Consider the following 16,027-nt stretch of genomic DNA (forward strand, 5'->3'; position numbering starts at 1 on the left):
ACGAATTCGCACAAATTAATTCGCATAGATTCGTGAAATTCGTGACGACAAAAAACTATTCCGAAGTTTCTAACTGAAGAACAACATTCTGATAACGCTTGCTAAGTGAGAATAATTGCTCAGCAAAAATCATTATTGCTAAAGGAATAAAGAAAAAAGAAGTTAAGTTTTTCTCATATAAAAAATAGACCGCAACCATATAGATCCTGGCATACTCAAGATAATAAATCCATTTTCTTTGTTCTAATAAAGCACCGCAATTCACTAACGTAATAAGTATAAAGAACAACACAAAAACCTTATCGAAGGCGCTTAACAACTCAAAATAATACGTAAAAGCAGTCAGAATCAAAGTTGAAACTCCCAATTGAATGTACAGATAATTCTTAAACCGAAGCCGCTGATTGGGATTGGCTTTGTCCTGTAGAAAACGTTTTTCTAAGATTGGACGTATGTCCTGATCCATATGAGCCGGACTTCCGAACACAGCTTTCCACTTTTCTTTAAATCCTTTTGAACGTTTCCATAATTCGTAAATTTCAAAATAGTAGTGAAAATGCTGCCACAAAAAACTATAGCTTTTGAGTGGATGTGTTAATCCGTATTTTGGTTTTTCCTCTTCGGTTTGGAAAGTGCCGAAAAGATGGTCCCAAAAGGTGAACATATCTCCATAGTTTTTATCTAAATATTTCTCATCAGAGGCATGATGAACCCCATGTACGGAAGGCGTCACAAAAATATACTCCAGCCATTTTATCTTTCCAATAAGCTGTGTATGGGTGAAAAACGAATAGGCGCCATGAACAATTAACATCGTAATGACCATTTTAGGACGAAAACCTATAAAAGGAAGCACACACCAAAATCCGGTTCTGATAATGGCCTGAAAAGTTGTAATTCTCGCCGCTGCAGTAAAATTAAACTCTTCGCTATGATGATGCACAATGTGCGCCGCCCAGAAAAAATTGACTTCATGTCCTAATCGATGGTACCAATACCATACAAAATCGGTTGCGAGAATTAAACCGAACCAAACCAAAATAGTTGACGGGATATCAAAAATGTGATAGTGATCGTAGATGTAATCGTACAATTGGTAAAAACTTGCCGCAATAAATAAATTGATTAATCTTTCGGCTATACCAATACTAATATTCGAAACTGAGCTTTCATAATTGAAAATTTCCGGTCTTTTTTTTCGCTGCACTATTTTATATTCAATAAATAAAAAAAGGAAAAAGGCAGGCATTGCGAAGGCAAGAAAATTAATATGTTCCATTTTAAAAATTACTTTACTGCATTTATAAATAATTCAAAAAGAAAATATTTTCACCAATCAACGCAACATCCAGCTACAGAATGGCATCGATTGATGAAAATGATCTTACGCTGATTTTAGAGCGAATTTTTAATTTTGTTTATATTTCAAAGCATCCAACGCAACTTCTTTAACCGACTGCGTTACGGCTACTTTTTGCAAGGCAAGAATATAAGCAGCAATACGTGGCGTAACGTTGTGTTTCTTTGCTGTTCTGAAAACAGTATCAAAACTCTTCTCTAATATTACCTCCAGACGGGTATTAATCTGATGCATTCTCCATGATTCTGAAAGTGAATTCTGAAGCCATTCAAAATACGAAACGGTAACTCCACCGGCATTGGCCAGAATATCCGGAACAACCAAAACATTATTGTCATGTAAAATTTTATCTGCATCGGAAGAAACCGGGCCATTTGCGCCCTCTACTATAATTTTAGCACGAATGTCGTTGGCATTTTTTTGTGTTATCACGTCCTCTTTTGCCGCTGGAATCAAGACATCAACATCCAAAAGCAACAACTCTTCGTGTTGAATCACAACTGAATTCGGATACCCTTTTATGCTTTTATTGTTCAAATTATAATACAAAATAAGCTCAGGAATATTGATCCCATCCGGATTGTAAAAAGCTTCTGAAACATCACTAACCGCAACTATTTTCAATCCTTTTTCGAATAAAAACAAAGCCGAATGCAAACCTACATTTCCAAAACCCTGAATTGCCGCACTTGCTCTTGCCGGTCTTATTTTTAATATCTGAAGTGCCAGTAAACTAATGATACTAACACCTCGTCCGGTTGCTTCTACTCTACCCAATGAACCTCCGGAATGCAAATGTTTTCCGGTAACTACAGCGTGAGTTGTTTTGCCGTGTACCAGCGAAAATTCATCCATCAGCCAGCCCATTTCGTCCGGACCGGTTCCCATATCGGGTGCGGGAACGTCTTTATCAGGTCCAAAAATATCGGATAAGGCTTTGGTATAAGCTCTGGTAATTTTCTCTAATTCTGTTTTAGAATGTTTTCTCGGATCACAAATGATTCCGCCTTTAGCACCTCCAAACGGAATTCCCGTTACGGCAGATTTCCAGGTCATCCAAGCTGCCAATGCCTTTACTTCGTCAAGGTTTACAGCGGTATCATAACGTATTCCTCCTTTTGACGGACCTAAGGCTGTATTGTGAATTACACGATAACCTTCAAAATTTTGGACTTCTCCATTGTCTAAAACAATAGAAAAGTTAACAACAATCTGCTTTTCCGGACGTTGCAATTTTTGTCTGATCGATTCTTCTAAATTAAGAATATCGGCCGCAATATTAAATCGATCAATCATAGATTGAAAGGGATTCTGTTTAATTATTTCTGTGCTCATAGCTATTTATCTTTTTATTTGGGTTATGCCTTCCTGCTTTAAGTGTTCAAAGTCAGAAAGTGATTTCTTTTGCTACTCTGTTTAGTTAAGATTGCAACTGCTGCATGGAATTTTTATCAGACAGCACTGCATCATTGTATTTCTGTTTCGATTCGGTCTCATATTTTATTTTTTACTAATTCTAAAAAAAAGCCTTTCATGGTGCGTGAAAGGCTAAAAAAAAAAAATAACAAGTAGATCTTCTATTAACGCCATATCATAACACAATTCATCATGCAACACATCATTAAGCTGCGCATAAACTGACTATTATTTGGACTAGAGTTTTTCATTGTTATTGCAAATTTATAAATTACTTCCAATATTCCATAGAATTAGTAGAATTAATTTCAAATAAAATGAAAAATAGTACAAAAACCATTGTAAATAAAGCGTTTACAATATTATAAAAACAACTAAAATTGCGACATAACAATCAAAATGATGGCAATTAATGCTAAAATGATCCCCACAAAGTTGATTTTCGATAATTTTTCTTTGAAAAAAAGTAAACCAATAAGGCTTCCCAGGATTATAACGCCCATATTCATTCCGGCAAAAACGGTAGAAGGATTATCTGAAAAAGCTTGATGTGCTTTCAGGTAAAACAAAATATTTCCGAAGTTAAAAAGACCAACCAATGCTCCAAAAAGAATGTTTTTAGATTCTAATTTTCCTCTTTTTACTACTACTTCATAACCTACAATGCTCAGAGCAACAACCAATGCAATGGCAAAAACAACAAATAAAGAAGTCGTATAGGGTAAAGTTGTGTATAATGCTATTTGCTTAAAAAGAATATCGATAACACCAAAACCAAGTAAAACAACAGCTGGATAAATCCATTTGTTCTCCGTATTTTCAGTTTGTTTTTTTAAGATTAGCAAAAGTGCCAAAAAGCCTATTATAAGTCCGATAACTTTATAGGTGTTAAATTCTTCCTTAAAAATAAACCAAGCAGCAAGAATTGGAATAAACAGTGATAATCGTTGTGCAGTATCTGTTTTTACAATTCCCATATGTCGGATTGAAGCCACCAGGAAAAGAAAAATTACCGGCAACAGAACTCCAATTAAAAAGTAAATTCCCCAAGGTGCAGCTGAATTTACCGCACTTAGATCGGGACTAAATGTAATATAACAAAGTGATAACGCAAATACATAATTGAAAGCTACAATCTGAGTTGGATTGGTCGCATATTTTCGTGTGACTTTAAAAATAACACCAACAATTACACTGCAAAATATACTTAGAATAAGGAATAACATACTATTTGATTTTGCAGACAAAAATAACGTTAATCCTTATTATAACTTCCAAAAAAGAATATTAATCGCTCTTTAACCAACCCGTAATACTCATTCGAGTATTCTGAGTTACCAAAACTTCATGTATCAATTCATCACTTTTAAAGAAAACAGTTTTACCTTGTGTCGGCGCAATTTTCTGATTATTATTTACTTGATGAATTAACAATTCTCCACCATCAGCTTCCTGCCAATTGCCGTTCAGATAACAAATCATTGAATACTTACGGCTCGGATTATTTTTAAACTGATCTAAGTGTTTGAGATAAAAATCTCCTTTTTCGTATAAAGCATAATGAAATTCGTAACCGGTAATTCCTGCATAACAACTTTCATTTAAATAAAGTATAAAAGCGTCAATCTTGGCAAAAAACTCATTTTCAAAAACATTATTATGTTTTTTATCCAGCCAGTAAATCGAATCACTTCTTATGGCGTCATCATAAGCTGGTCTCTCATGATTTCCAATTCCGGCAGCTAACAACATTTTATTTTGATTTAAATCGAGTAAATTTTGTTTTAACTGATTTGCTAATACAGGACTCAAAAAATCTTCCGCTATTCCAACATTATTCTCAATATACGAAGCAATTAAATCTTCAAAACTATCTTCCATTTTATTTTTAGGAAAGACTGCAATTACAGCCAACGGAACAAGGTAGATGATTTTAAACTAGTAAAGCCTTTATTTTCAAAATAAAAAAAACCGATGGCCTTTAATTGGCAATCGGTTTTTCTACAGAATTAACAGATTTTGAAATCTTTCAGGTTTGTTATTATTTTTAAATTTTACTGATATAACTTACGTATTAAACCCGACAGGTTTTAAAAACCTGTCGGGTTTGTTTTTTAAATTATTTAAAATTTACTGATATAACCTACAGATTAAACCCGACAGGTTTTAGAAACCTGTCGGTTTTTTTTTTAAATTATTTAAAATTTACTAATATAACTTCCGTATATATCTTTAAACTGATGTCCTTTTGCGAAGCGATCTTTGCTTAGTTTTCGATATTCTACCAATCCCCATAAAACAAATTCTTTTACAAAATACCTGTCTTTTTTATCTAATTGCGGATGGTATTTTTTTACCAGAGTCTCTAAAGGAATTACTTCATCCAGTATACCTTGATAGTCCGCATCTGAACAATCGTCTAACAGTTCAAATCCGCTCTCTGCAAAAAACCAATCAATAATATCGGAATACGGAGTTTTCTCATCCGGTTTTTCGAGTTTTTCAATCTTAGGGAAAAGTTGCGAAAACAAAGTACGAACGGCTAATCCGATCAGATTTTGAGCCACAGCGGCTGCTCCCTCCTGCTCTCCTTCGTAAACCAACTCTACTTTTCCGGTAATAGATGGAATCACTCCTATAAAATCTGACAAACGCAAGGTTGTTTTATCAACTCCTGCAATCAAAGCACGACGTTCTGCAGTACTGATTAAATTCTCAAATGCTGTAATACTCATTCTGGCACTTACACCACTTTTATTGTCAATGTATTCGCTGTCACGCGCTTCAAAACTTATTTGTTCCAAAATGTCTTTTGCCAGACTTGGTACATAGACAATTTCACTTTGATTTTCGTCTAACTTCGCTTCTTGTTCTGTAATTGTTCTGGCAATTTCTACTGTCTCCGGATAATGCGTTAAAATCTGAGAACCGATTCGGTCTTTAAGCGGTGTAACAATACTTCCTCTATTGGTATAATCTTCCGGATTTGCAGTAAAAACAAACTGCATATCAAGCGGCATTCTCAACTTAAAACCTCTAATCTGAATATCTCCTTCCTGCAAAATATTAAACAAAGCCACCTGAATTCTGGCCTGTAAATCAGGCAATTCGTTTATTACAAAAATACAGCGATTTGCTCTCGGAATCATTCCAAAATGGATCACGCGGTCATCTGCATAAGATAACTTTAAATTGGCCGCTTTTATCGGATCAACATCACCTATTAAATCTGCAACAGTAACATCTGGAGTGGCCAGTTTTTCGAAAAAACGATCGCTTCTGTGTAGCCACGAAATTGGCGTCTCTTCACCTTTCTCCAAAATAAGATCTTTTGCGAAGCGGGAAATCGGATTTAAAGGATCGTCGTTTATTTCAGAACCGGAGACAAACGGAATATATTCGTCTAACAATTCGATCATTTTACGCGCTAATCTGGTTTTTGCCTGACCACGAAGTCCTAATAAATTAATATTATGACGGGACAAAATAGCGCGTTCCAACTCTGGAATTACGGTATTTTCAAAGCCATGAACGCCTTCAAAAACAGGCTGTCCTGATTTAATTTTTTCTCTAAGATTTTCTCTCAATTCGTCTTTGATCGATTTGGTTTTATATCCTGATGTTTTTAATTGACCTAATGTATTTATGTTTTCTATTTTCATATTATTTATTTAAAATTTTGGTGGAAACGCACAGCAGTGCGTCTCTAATGCCGTTTGTGGAGACGCACAGCAGTGCGTCTCTACCTTACCCGTTTTTTTCTATTGGTTTCATAATCTTCAAAAATCATTTCCCCCAGACCTTTTAATCCGGTATAAAATGCTTTACCCTGATTGGCTTCCGTGAAATGATTCACAAAACGTTGCAAATAGGGATCATTTGCAATCATAAAGGTCGTAATCGGGATATGTAATTTTCTGGCTTGTTGTGCTTGTGTATAACATTTGTCTACGATATATTCGTCCAAACCGTTACTGTTCATATAATAGGAACCATCACGCTCGCGAACACAACTCGGTTTTCCGTCGGTAATCATGAAAATTTGTTTGTTGGTATTTCGTTTTCTACGCAAAATATCCATCGCCAATTGCAAACCGGCAACGGTATTGGTATGGTAAGGACCAACTTGCAAATACGGTAAATCTTTGATTGGAATCGTCCAGGCGTCATTTCCAAAAACCAAGATATCGAGTGTATCCTTTGGGTATCGTGTTGTGATTAATTCAGCCAATGCCATGGCTACTTTTTTTGCCGGTGTAATGCGGTCTTCCCCATACAAAATCATACTGTGACTGATATCAATCATCAGAACGGTACTCATTTGTGCTTTATATTGGGTTTCTTCGACCACCAAATCATTTTCGGTAAGCATAAAACTTTCCACACCATTATTGATCTGAGCATTTCTTAAACTTTCTGTCAAAGAAATACGTTCCAGGCCGTCTCCAAAACTAAATTCACGGAATTCGCCTGTATGTTCGTCACCGTTACCGGCGTATTTGGTTTTATGATTTCCGTTACCGGAACGCTTCAAATTACCGAAAATCTGATCCAAAGCTTGTTGCCTGATGGCTCGTTCTGTTTTTGCTGTTATTCCAAAACCAGAAGTACCGTCTTCTTTGGCTTCGTCTTTTATATAACCTTTCTTTTTCAGATCTTCAATAAAATCATCGATAGTGTAGTGCTCATCGGTGAGTTTGTATTCCTTATCCAATTCGCGAAGCCAGTCTATTGCTTCATCAAAATCTCCTGAGGTATGAGTGATAAGCTCCTTGAAAATCCCGAAAAGCTTTTCAAACGGAGACTGAAATGGGGCTTCGTATGTCTTAAAGTAAAAACCTTTTTTAAATTCGTTTTTCATAATTCTAAAATTACGGTTTTTTAGAATTATGAAAAACGAAACGCTTATTAATTTTTAGTTAAAAAAAACGCCGAAAATAGTCCGAAATTAGCTCCGAAATTGTATATTATTCAAACTTTCCGTCGAAATAAAACCAGCTATTATTTTCGAATTTAAAAGTAGAAAATTCGTAATGCGTTTGGGGTTTACGCTCGCTGTCTAAAAAGTACGCTTTAAATTCGACTGTTGTCTCGGCAAAACTTATAATTTCTAATTTTTGCCATTCATTAGCAGTCGCCCAATTCAGTATTTCGGCTTTTGAATAATACGGTCTTTCCGAAACATAGGTTGTTTCTAATAGATAATCGGCATTATGAGTTGCGTAGGCCGAATATCTGGAACGCATCAGAGCCAGTGCGGTTGGTGCTTGCTGATTCTTGTCAAGATACAATCCACAACACTCATCAAACAACAAACCGGTATCACAAAAGCATTTTTTACTCTCCATCAACCTGCTCTTCTCCATTGATTTTCACATGCAGCTGATTTAATAAAACCTGATACCTGCTAATTTCTCTTAATTCTTCGTCTTCTTCTGCAAAATCAAGCAATTCGTCAAGAGTTTCGCTTACTTCCAGTAATTTATTATTGGCTTCCTTCTCTTGTTTGGCAGCTATTAAATCAATTATCTCTTGTACACTTGTTTTTAAATCTTCGAATTTTGTATTCATATTTTATGTTGTTTTTATTTTTTCTGCCCCGAATTTCACTAATTATCGCGAATTACTTTTGAAAAAACTTTTTAAAAATAGTCGCCATCATAATTCAGTTAATTAACCAATGTCTTCCAATATTGCGTATAAAATTAGTGACAATTCGTGAAATTCGTGGCAAACGTACTATTCCTCAGTAGCCTTATCTTCGTTGAACTTTTTTATAATTTCTTTTAACTTTTCTTTACGCGCAATTTCAGCCTGTTTCACTTTGTTTTGGGCTTTGTGCAATTTGTCATTGTGCTTTTTGATATTCCTTTCGTTGTTGCGTCCCATTATATTTCTCTTTTAATTTCTTCTAATGTTTTTTCAGTAAAAATCAATTCTGTGATTATCTTCTCTCTCAAAACGTCTATATCTTCTTCAAAATGTTTGGCCCAAGAAGTCAATTGCTGCAGATTTCTAATTTGTTTGATCCGTTTTGTGGTTTCAAAACTAGTCCTCAAAATTGCTTTTTTATCATACTCCGGATTGTTTTTATGCTGATAATTGACCGTATTCTGATCAAAATCGGCCTGAATATAATACAATTTTTCTATTGCATTGTCAGGATAAAATTCGCTCCAGGCCGCAAAACCTATTTTTGTTTTTGACACTGTTTCCTGCTCCATTGCTACCAATCGCCATTTGCTGTTAGCCAATCTTCCCCAATGATTCGAAATCCTGTACATTCCGTTTTCGGTATAATAATAGGTACTACCGGCTTTACTTTCGAACTGAATTTTTAAACCTGTAATCGCATCCGGTAAAACTTCCTGAAAGACACAAAATGTATTTTTAAAAGAATTGGGATGGGGTCTAAAGTTTTTTTGCATATGCAAATATACTCAGATTGTCCTGAACTCCCTAAACCAAACGATATATTGATTAACTTTGCAACTTCAATTTAAAAACAAAGAAAGTTATGTCTAAAGACTCACACGATAAAATGATGCAAAAAGGAGTTTATACCGGCGTTATAGAAAAAGATGAAAACAACAATTATTTTTGTGGAGCATATCTTTTAGATTACAAAATTGCCCACACTAATTTTACTGTTGGCGATATGATTACGATCAAATCGATTATCGAAAATCCAAGCGATATTAGCTACGATAAGTATCCAAAAAAATCTAAAAACTTCGATAAGGCGAATAACAAGCCGGAGAATAAGTAAAAAGAGTCTTCAGTCGCAGTCGCTCCTTGGACGTCAACTGTCTTTGCGACTGAGACTGAAAACTGAAAACTGAGACTGAGACTGAAAACTGGTACTACGACTGAAAACTGGTACTACGACTGCAAACCAAGTCCCGGAACTTTAAAAATTCTGAATATTTTTTCCCTGAAATCTAAAAAGTTAAAAAAAAGTGTACCTTTGCAAAAAAATTGTCGTTTTGAAGTATTAAATATTCATTTCAAACTAATAGACAAGAAGTTACCTTTTATTTATGAAAAAAATAGTTGAATACCGTAAGTTATTAAATGTAGACAAAACTGCAGAATTAAAAGATCTTAAAACAATTTATCGTAATGCGATGAAAGAATCTCATCCTGATAAATTTCAAGGTGATGATGCTGGTTTGAAAGCTGCAGAAGAGAAAAGTAAAGCGATCATTGAAGCTTATCACTTTTTGGTAAGTATTAATCCTGAAACGATTAAAACTAATTTACCTGAATACACTGAAACAATTTCGACTTGTTCAATTACAGATTATAAATTTGTTGAAGGACGTTTAATTATCGATTTCTCTAATGGAAGTGTTTACGAATACATCAGTGTTCCTAAAGCTACTTATGTAAAAATGGTAAACGCAGATTCTCCTGGAAGATTTGCAAAAAGACACATTTTGAACTCTTTTACTTGGAGAAAGAAAACAAATCAAGAATAGATTTACACACAAACTATCTATATAAGCATTCTGGCAACAGGATGCTTTTTTTATGTTTTTAAAATAAAAAATTGCGCTATTTACTTTGAAATAATAATAGCATTATAAGTTTCAGTGTCTTTTTTACAAACAAACAGCCTGACAACATGATATTTAACCCTAAAAAAACTATAACAAAATTTTAGGCGACAAAATTCTTTATATTTTATATTTTTAGATACTTTTGTTGCACAAATCAATTAACTAATTAATTTTTTATAATGAAAAAAATACTTTTTTTACTAACTGCTTCTGTAGCGATAATTTCATGCAGCAAAGTTAAAGACGGAGAATACCTAATTACAGGAACCGCAAAAGGAATTGAAAACGGAAAAACGATCATCCTACAAGGTCAGGACCCAGCAACAAAAATGACTGTCGCTCTAGACACTGTAAAAGTTGAAAACGGAAAATTCGAAATCAAAGGAAAAGTAACTGAACCGGCTTTTCATACTTTAATCCTTCAAGGAGCTAACAATCCAATCCCTTTTATCTTAGAAACAGGAGAGATTCTTGTTGCAGTTGATAAAGACAGCATCCACAAATCTAAAGTGTCAGGTACTTACAATAATGATGAGTATACTACATTTAATGCTGAACTTACTAAAACTCAAAAAAGATTAGCTGATTTTCAGAAAAACAACACTCAGAAAATGCAAGCAGCTCAACAAGCTCAAGATACAGCAACTATCAACGGTTTGATGAAACAATACATGACTATTCAAACAGAAGTACAAGCAGATTCTAAAAAGAAATATGTTGCTTATGCTGAAGGTCACCCAAAATCTTACATCTCTGCTTTGATCATTCAAGGTATGTTAGGAGATCCATCAACTGATATCAAAAAAGCTGAAGCTTTATACAACTCTTTAGATGAGTCTTTAAAAAACACGATTCCTGGTAAAGAAATCAAAACAAAAATAGGTCAAGCAAAAATGCCTGCAGTTGGTGCTACAGCTCCTGCCGTTGGTAACGCTAAATGAAGATCTGATTTTTCTGCGCCTAATCCGGAAGGAAAAGTTATTTCGCTTAAACAAAGTTTAGGAAAAGTAACTATTGTAGACTTTTGGGCATCTTGGTGTGGCCCATGCAGAAAAGAAAATCCTAATGTTGTAGCTATTTACAAAGAACTACATTCAAAAGGATTAAATATTGTTGGTGTTTCTTTAGACAAAGAAGCCGGTGCATGGAAAGAAGCAATCGCAAAAGATGGCCTTACATGGACACAGGTTTCTAACTTAAAATACTGGGAAGAGCCAATCGCGAAACAATACAATGTTGAATCGATTCCAGCTACTTTTATACTTGATGCAACCGGTAAAGTAGTTGCTCAAGACTTAAGAGGCCCTGAATTAAGAGCAAAAATCTTAGAACTTTTGGCTAAATAACAGCCGTCGGAATACCTTAAAAAAATCTCCCTTAGTGGAGATTTTTTTGTTATGTGAGGGGTTTTCTTGGGGGTTTTGTTTCAGATTGAAAGTTTCACGTTTCAAGTTTCAGGTTTCAGGTTTCAGGTTTCAGGTTTCAGGTTTCAGGTTTCAGGTTAAAACTGGGAGCGTCTTCTCTCATTTTACTTTGACTGGTTAAACGTAAAAGCTACCAATTTTATCCAAAGGGTGTTGTTTTTAGCTCTTAGAGATACAAACTCTTTTTCTGTAGATTTCCACTAAGACTGTTCGTTTTTATTTCTTAGCGCGCGACTTAAGCACTATTGTTCTCAAAGTACCTTAGTCTTTAATCGTAATCCTCTACTAAGATTTAAATATTGTGCGTTGTTGTCGAAAATCTTTATCATATGAAGAATAACTAACCTCTCAGAAGCGAAAACACATAGTTTTGGCTAAAGCCTCTCTATATCCCTTTTTTTATCTCCAGCTAAAGCTGGAGGCTATTAAACAAAACCTTGCCGCTTTGTCTCTTTATCTCTTTATCTCTTTATCTCTTTATCTCTTTATCTCTTTATCTCTTTGTCTCTTTGTCTCTTTGTCTTTTTATTACTTTCACACTTTTCATCAGAAAAAACAACTACTCAAACTAAAAAAGACACATCTTAAGAGCAAAAACTCTGGTGCTTTATACTAAATGACATCAATATTCGGAACAAAGTAAAAAAAATCATTGTTTGATACTTTTTTATTTTATTCAACACCAATGAGTTAAAAAACATCTTTAAAATAACTTAAAATTAAGTTCGGTTTTTGTTTGTAAACATAGAAAACGTTCCTATATTTGCAACCGCTTAGCACAGCAAAGCGCAACAAAACAAGCTTCGGGGAGATACTCAAGCGGCCAACGAGGGCAGACTGTAAATCTGCTGTGTGAACTTCGCAGGTTCGAATCCTGCTCTCCCCACCAAAAAAGTCCTAATAAAAATTAGGACTTTTTTTTATTTCAAAGAGACTCAAAAATTGTGAGAAGATCTGAAAATTTAAGGATTAGAAATGACTGAGCGCTCATTATCTATTTTTTCCGGTCAAAAGAAAGCCTACCGTATTACCTAATTTATCTACCGCTATATATAAATAACATCAAATACCTTTTACTTTGATATAGGTCTTATCCAATCTACAACTCTCCTCCACTCTACCTTTTCTCTTCTTCATATCTGCCTCAAGCAAAAGTCAAACTTTTAAATCCAATGCTGAATCGTGGCATGATCTACAATCACTCCTCTAATCTTCATTATTTCTTCAACATCCCAATAACTAAGTGTAAATTTTAATTTGAAATATACTGACTGAAGAATTATGTATTTTGGAAAATAATAACCTTTAGTATTCATTTTTTGATCGGTTTAAAATTCTAAAGACAAAAGTTATTCCAAAATGCGACAGATTTTTTTTGGCATCCTTTAATAAATCATTTCATAATTTGCAAAATAAAGACTTATTCTGAATACAATAGACCATTTTTTTGCGATTATTAAGTTGAAAACTACTTTTCAACGAGTATTTAAGTAATTCAAAGATAAAGAAAATCAAATCAAAATAAACATTATAATTTTGATCTCGTAATTAATATGTTAATTTTTTAAGATAATCTTAATATCGACTTATTACCGCTCCTTAATTTTAATCAACTTTAAACTGATTAAAAACACGCAAAAAGTTCATAGTACATCCTGTCAAATTTTAAAAATAAGAGATTATGAAAAACATTACTTCTTTTTTTAAAAACCTGAAAAACGTTTTCATAACGTTGCTTCTAATATTTAATATTTATTCTTCATTTTCTCAAGTAGATTTAAGAACCTGTGGTTTTAGTTGTACATCAAACAATTATACGCTAACAGATGTGTATCTAAGTCTTTCCAATGTAAATGGAGTTCCCATTACCAATACAACCTGCACAATTGGTCAAGTACAGCAGGTTTATATTTATCTTAATTACTCTTCCAACTCAAATTCCAGTATCCACTTTGCACGATTAAATTCCGATTTAACTATTGCAGGAACTACCACTTTTTTAAATGTTTTATTAGGAGATATTGTTCCTGGGTCAAATAAAAAGTTATTATATGGTCCATTCAACTGGACTTGTGGGGACGAATTAAGCCTTACAAACACAATAATAGCTTGGAAAACGAATAGTAATAATGATCCTGGACCAAACTATCAATGTAGTAGTTTTTCAAATTCTCAATGTGATTTTACAAATTCATTTATTATTTCTAAACCTTTAGCGGTTCAGTTCAGTTACAAAGCATGTAAGGTTGGTACAAATACAACGGTTAACTTTACATCGACAACAAATGGGGGAAAACCTCCTTATACCTATGCTTGGGATTTCAAAAATGATGGTGGGGCACCCGATTCAACTATAGCTAATCCAACCTATACTTATACAACTTCAAATAATACGGCAAAATTAACCGTTATAGATTCCCAAAACATATCAAATTCATATACACTTCAAATAATAGAGCCGACTGAACTAATGCTGAGTGAAACCCATACTAATGTAGGTTGCAGTGGGGGTACTTCTTCTATCACATTAAATGTCGCTGGTGGTACACCTAATTATACGTATCTATGGAGTACCGGTGCTACTACAAAAGATTTAGCAAATGTTACCTCCGGAACCTATACTGTTACCGTTACGGACAGCAACAACTGTACAAAACAACTTTCTGTAACAATAACTAATGGAGATACAATTAAACCGATAATCGCTCCATTACCTTCTCCTACAACGATTAATTGTCCAAACACACCTGTATTTGATCAAGCAACAGCTACTGATAACAGTGGGACAGTCACCTCGCTTACATTCGTTGATGTAAATACCCCCGGATCATGCCTTGGTAAGTACTCAATTACCAGAACGTGGACAGCAAAAGATGCCTGTAATAACACTTCACTGCCAGTAAGTCAAACAATAAATGTTGTAGACAATACAGCTCCTACTTGGACTACTGCACCAACGAATCTTAATGTAACTTTACAATGCAGTAATAATGCAGGTTTAGCTAATGCTCAAGCTCAATTCCCGATTGCAACTGACGCTTGTGATACGGATGTGACCAACATTGTAAAAGTAAGCGGTGCTTTTATAGCTTCTCAAGGTTGTGCTAACGCCGGAACATATACTAATACTTGGACGGTTAATGACGATTGTGGAAATACTTCTGCTATTTTCACGCAAATCATTACCATCGAAGATACCACTGCTCCTACTTGGTCAACTCAAGCCGGAACATTAAATACAACGGTTCAATGTAGTGATGCAACAGCTTTGGCTAATGCTCAAGCTCAATTCCCAGTAGCTACTGACGCTTGTGATACAGATGTGACCAACATTGTAAAAGTAAGCGGTGCTTTTGTAGCTTCTCAAGGTTGTGCTAATGCCGGAACATATACTAATACTTGGACGGTTAATGACGATTGTGGAAATACTTCTGCTATTTTCACACAAATCATTACCATCGAAGATACTACTGCTCCTACTTGGTCAACTCAAGCCGGAACATTAAATACTACTGTTCAATGTAGTGATGCAACAGCTTTAGCTAATGCTCAAGCGCAATTCCCAGTGGCTTCTGATGCTTGTGATACGGATGTGACCAACATTGTAAAAGTAAGCGGTGCTTTTGTAGCTTCGCAAGGTTGTGCTAACGCCGGAACATATACTAATACTTGGACTGTTAATGATGATTGCGGAAATACTTCTGCTATTTTCACTCAAATCATTACTATCGAAGATACTACTGCTCCTACTTGGTCTACTCAAGCCGGAACATTAAATACAACGGTTCAATGTAGTGATGCAACAGCTTTGGCTAATGCTCAAGCGCAATTCCCAGTAGCTACTGATGCTTGTGATACGGATGTGACAAACATTGTAAAAGTAAGCGGTGCTTTTGTAGCTTCTCAAGGTTGTGCTAACGCCGGAACCTATACTAATACTTGGACGGTTAATGATGATTGCGGAAATACTTCTGCTATTTTCACTCAAATCATTACTATCGAAGACACTACTGCTCCTACTTGGTCAACTCAAGCCGGAACATTAAATACTACGGTTCAATGTAGCGATGCAACAGCTTTGGCTAATGCTCAAGCTCAATTCCCAGTGGCTGCTGACGCTTGTGATACAGATGTGACAAACATTGTAAAAGTAAGCGGTGCTTTTGTAGCTTCTCAAGGTTGTGCTAATGCCGGAACATATACTAATACTTGGACGGTTAATGACGATTGTGGAAATACTTCTGCTATTTTCACACAAATCATTA

The 16,027-nt window shown here is 34.8% G+C and carries 14 protein-coding genes, 1 tRNA gene and 1 pseudogene; 6 read left to right on the top strand and 10 right to left on the bottom strand.

Annotation, left to right across the window (positions count from 1 at the left end):
* Positions 1–55: 55 nt before the first annotated feature.
* From ACHRV3_RS03250 to ACHRV3_RS03295, 10 genes are all read right to left on the bottom strand, one after another.
* Positions 56–1,279 (bottom strand): sterol desaturase family protein, encoded by a 1,224-nt coding sequence (locus tag ACHRV3_RS03250; RefSeq protein WP_395435622.1) that lies wholly within the window; start codon positions 1,277–1,279, stop codon positions 56–58.
* A gap of 129 nt (positions 1,280–1,408) precedes the next feature.
* Positions 1,409–2,695 (bottom strand): Glu/Leu/Phe/Val dehydrogenase, encoded by a 1,287-nt coding sequence (locus ACHRV3_RS03255; RefSeq protein ID WP_395435621.1) that lies wholly within the window; start codon positions 2,693–2,695, stop codon positions 1,409–1,411.
* A gap of 455 nt (positions 2,696–3,150) precedes the next feature.
* The gene (locus tag ACHRV3_RS03260) at positions 3,151–4,002 is read right to left on the bottom strand and encodes an EamA family transporter (protein WP_395435620.1); all 852 of its coding nucleotides are present in this window, start codon (positions 4,000–4,002) and stop codon (positions 3,151–3,153) included.
* 61 nt (positions 4,003–4,063) lie between these two features.
* Positions 4,064–4,657, bottom strand: a complete 594-nt coding sequence (locus tag ACHRV3_RS03265; protein ID WP_047777135.1) for a 2OG-Fe(II) oxygenase — start codon at positions 4,655–4,657, stop codon at positions 4,064–4,066.
* Between the two features lie 317 nt (positions 4,658–4,974).
* On the bottom strand, positions 4,975–6,438 hold the full coding sequence (locus ACHRV3_RS03270; RefSeq protein ID WP_395435619.1) for an AAA family ATPase: 1,464 nt from the start codon (positions 6,436–6,438) through the stop codon (positions 4,975–4,977).
* A gap of 80 nt (positions 6,439–6,518) precedes the next feature.
* Positions 6,519–7,637: a VWA domain-containing protein gene (locus ACHRV3_RS03275; RefSeq protein ID WP_047777132.1), complete on the bottom strand. Its 1,119-nt coding sequence runs from the start codon at positions 7,635–7,637 to the stop codon at positions 6,519–6,521.
* Between the two features lie 106 nt (positions 7,638–7,743).
* Positions 7,744–8,142, bottom strand: coding sequence for a YchJ family protein (locus ACHRV3_RS03280; RefSeq protein ID WP_395427606.1), 399 nt, complete (start codon positions 8,140–8,142; stop codon positions 7,744–7,746).
* Positions 8,114–8,347, bottom strand: a complete 234-nt coding sequence (locus ACHRV3_RS03285) for a hypothetical protein (protein WP_047777341.1) — start codon at positions 8,345–8,347, stop codon at positions 8,114–8,116. Before ACHRV3_RS03285 ends, ACHRV3_RS03280 begins: the two co-directional genes overlap by 29 nt.
* 168 nt (positions 8,348–8,515) lie before the next feature.
* Complete coding sequence (locus ACHRV3_RS03290) at positions 8,516–8,665, bottom strand: hypothetical protein (protein ID WP_230002348.1); 150 nt, start codon at positions 8,663–8,665, stop codon at positions 8,516–8,518.
* Positions 8,665–9,204 (bottom strand): hypothetical protein, encoded by a 540-nt coding sequence (locus ACHRV3_RS03295; RefSeq protein ID WP_395427607.1) that lies wholly within the window; start codon positions 9,202–9,204, stop codon positions 8,665–8,667. Before ACHRV3_RS03295 ends, ACHRV3_RS03290 begins: the two co-directional genes overlap by 1 nt.
* An 89-nt stretch (positions 9,205–9,293) precedes the next feature.
* On the opposite strand from ACHRV3_RS03295, the gene ACHRV3_RS03300 reads away from it, so the two are divergent.
* From ACHRV3_RS03300 to ACHRV3_RS03325, 6 genes and pseudogenes are all read left to right on the top strand, one after another.
* On the top strand, positions 9,294–9,545 hold the full coding sequence (locus tag ACHRV3_RS03300; RefSeq protein ID WP_047777125.1) for a hypothetical protein: 252 nt from the start codon (positions 9,294–9,296) through the stop codon (positions 9,543–9,545).
* A gap of 271 nt (positions 9,546–9,816) precedes the next feature.
* Entirely contained in the window at positions 9,817–10,257 is a 441-nt protein-coding gene (locus ACHRV3_RS03305) for a KTSC domain-containing protein (RefSeq protein WP_047777121.1), read from the top strand.
* A 260-nt stretch (positions 10,258–10,517) separates the two neighbouring features.
* Entirely contained in the window at positions 10,518–11,279 is a 762-nt protein-coding gene (locus ACHRV3_RS03310; RefSeq protein ID WP_047777119.1) for a DUF4369 domain-containing protein, read from the top strand.
* Between the two features lie 18 nt (positions 11,280–11,297).
* Positions 11,298–11,684, top strand: a pseudogene (locus ACHRV3_RS03315) (TlpA family protein disulfide reductase); the annotation flags it as partial.
* A gap of 883 nt (positions 11,685–12,567) precedes the next feature.
* Positions 12,568–12,651, top strand: a tRNA-Tyr gene (locus tag ACHRV3_RS03320).
* A gap of 792 nt (positions 12,652–13,443) precedes the next feature.
* The coding region (locus ACHRV3_RS03325; protein ID WP_395442775.1) for a SprB repeat-containing protein at positions 13,444–16,027 on the top strand (2,584 nt) is incomplete at its 3' end.

The organism is Flavobacterium sp. FlaQc-49, assembly GCF_044005985.1.
GTDB classification, from domain to species: Bacteria; Bacteroidota; Bacteroidia; order Flavobacteriales; family Flavobacteriaceae; genus Flavobacterium; species Flavobacterium cupriresistens.

Excerpts from the sequence above, each read along its gene's own strand:
- ACHRV3_RS03250 (WP_395435622.1), bottom strand. The coding sequence starts at position 1,279 with ATGGAACATATTAATTTTCTTGCCTTCGCAATGCCTGCCTTTTTCCTT.
- ACHRV3_RS03255 (WP_395435621.1), bottom strand. The coding sequence starts at position 2,695 with ATGAGCACAGAAATAATTAAACAGAATCCCTTTCAATCTATGATTGAT.
- ACHRV3_RS03260 (WP_395435620.1), bottom strand. The coding sequence starts at position 4,002 with ATGTTATTCCTTATTCTAAGTATATTTTGCAGTGTAATTGTTGGTGTT.
- ACHRV3_RS03265 (WP_047777135.1), bottom strand. The coding sequence starts at position 4,657 with ATGGAAGATAGTTTTGAAGATTTAATTGCTTCGTATATTGAGAATAAT.
- ACHRV3_RS03270 (WP_395435619.1), bottom strand. The coding sequence starts at position 6,438 with ATGAAAATAGAAAACATAAATACATTAGGTCAATTAAAAACATCAGGA.
- ACHRV3_RS03275 (WP_047777132.1), bottom strand. The coding sequence starts at position 7,637 with ATGAAAAACGAATTTAAAAAAGGTTTTTACTTTAAGACATACGAAGCC.
- ACHRV3_RS03280 (WP_395427606.1), bottom strand. The coding sequence starts at position 8,142 with ATGGAGAAGAGCAGGTTGATGGAGAGTAAAAAATGCTTTTGTGATACC.
- ACHRV3_RS03285 (WP_047777341.1), bottom strand. The coding sequence starts at position 8,347 with ATGAATACAAAATTCGAAGATTTAAAAACAAGTGTACAAGAGATAATT.
- ACHRV3_RS03290 (WP_230002348.1), bottom strand. The coding sequence starts at position 8,665 with ATGGGACGCAACAACGAAAGGAATATCAAAAAGCACAATGACAAATTG.
- ACHRV3_RS03295 (WP_395427607.1), bottom strand. The coding sequence starts at position 9,204 with ATGCAAAAAAACTTTAGACCCCATCCCAATTCTTTTAAAAATACATTT.
- ACHRV3_RS03300 (WP_047777125.1), top strand. The coding sequence starts at position 9,294 with ATGTCTAAAGACTCACACGATAAAATGATGCAAAAAGGAGTTTATACC.
- ACHRV3_RS03305 (WP_047777121.1), top strand. The coding sequence starts at position 9,817 with ATGAAAAAAATAGTTGAATACCGTAAGTTATTAAATGTAGACAAAACT.
- ACHRV3_RS03310 (WP_047777119.1), top strand. The coding sequence starts at position 10,518 with ATGAAAAAAATACTTTTTTTACTAACTGCTTCTGTAGCGATAATTTCA.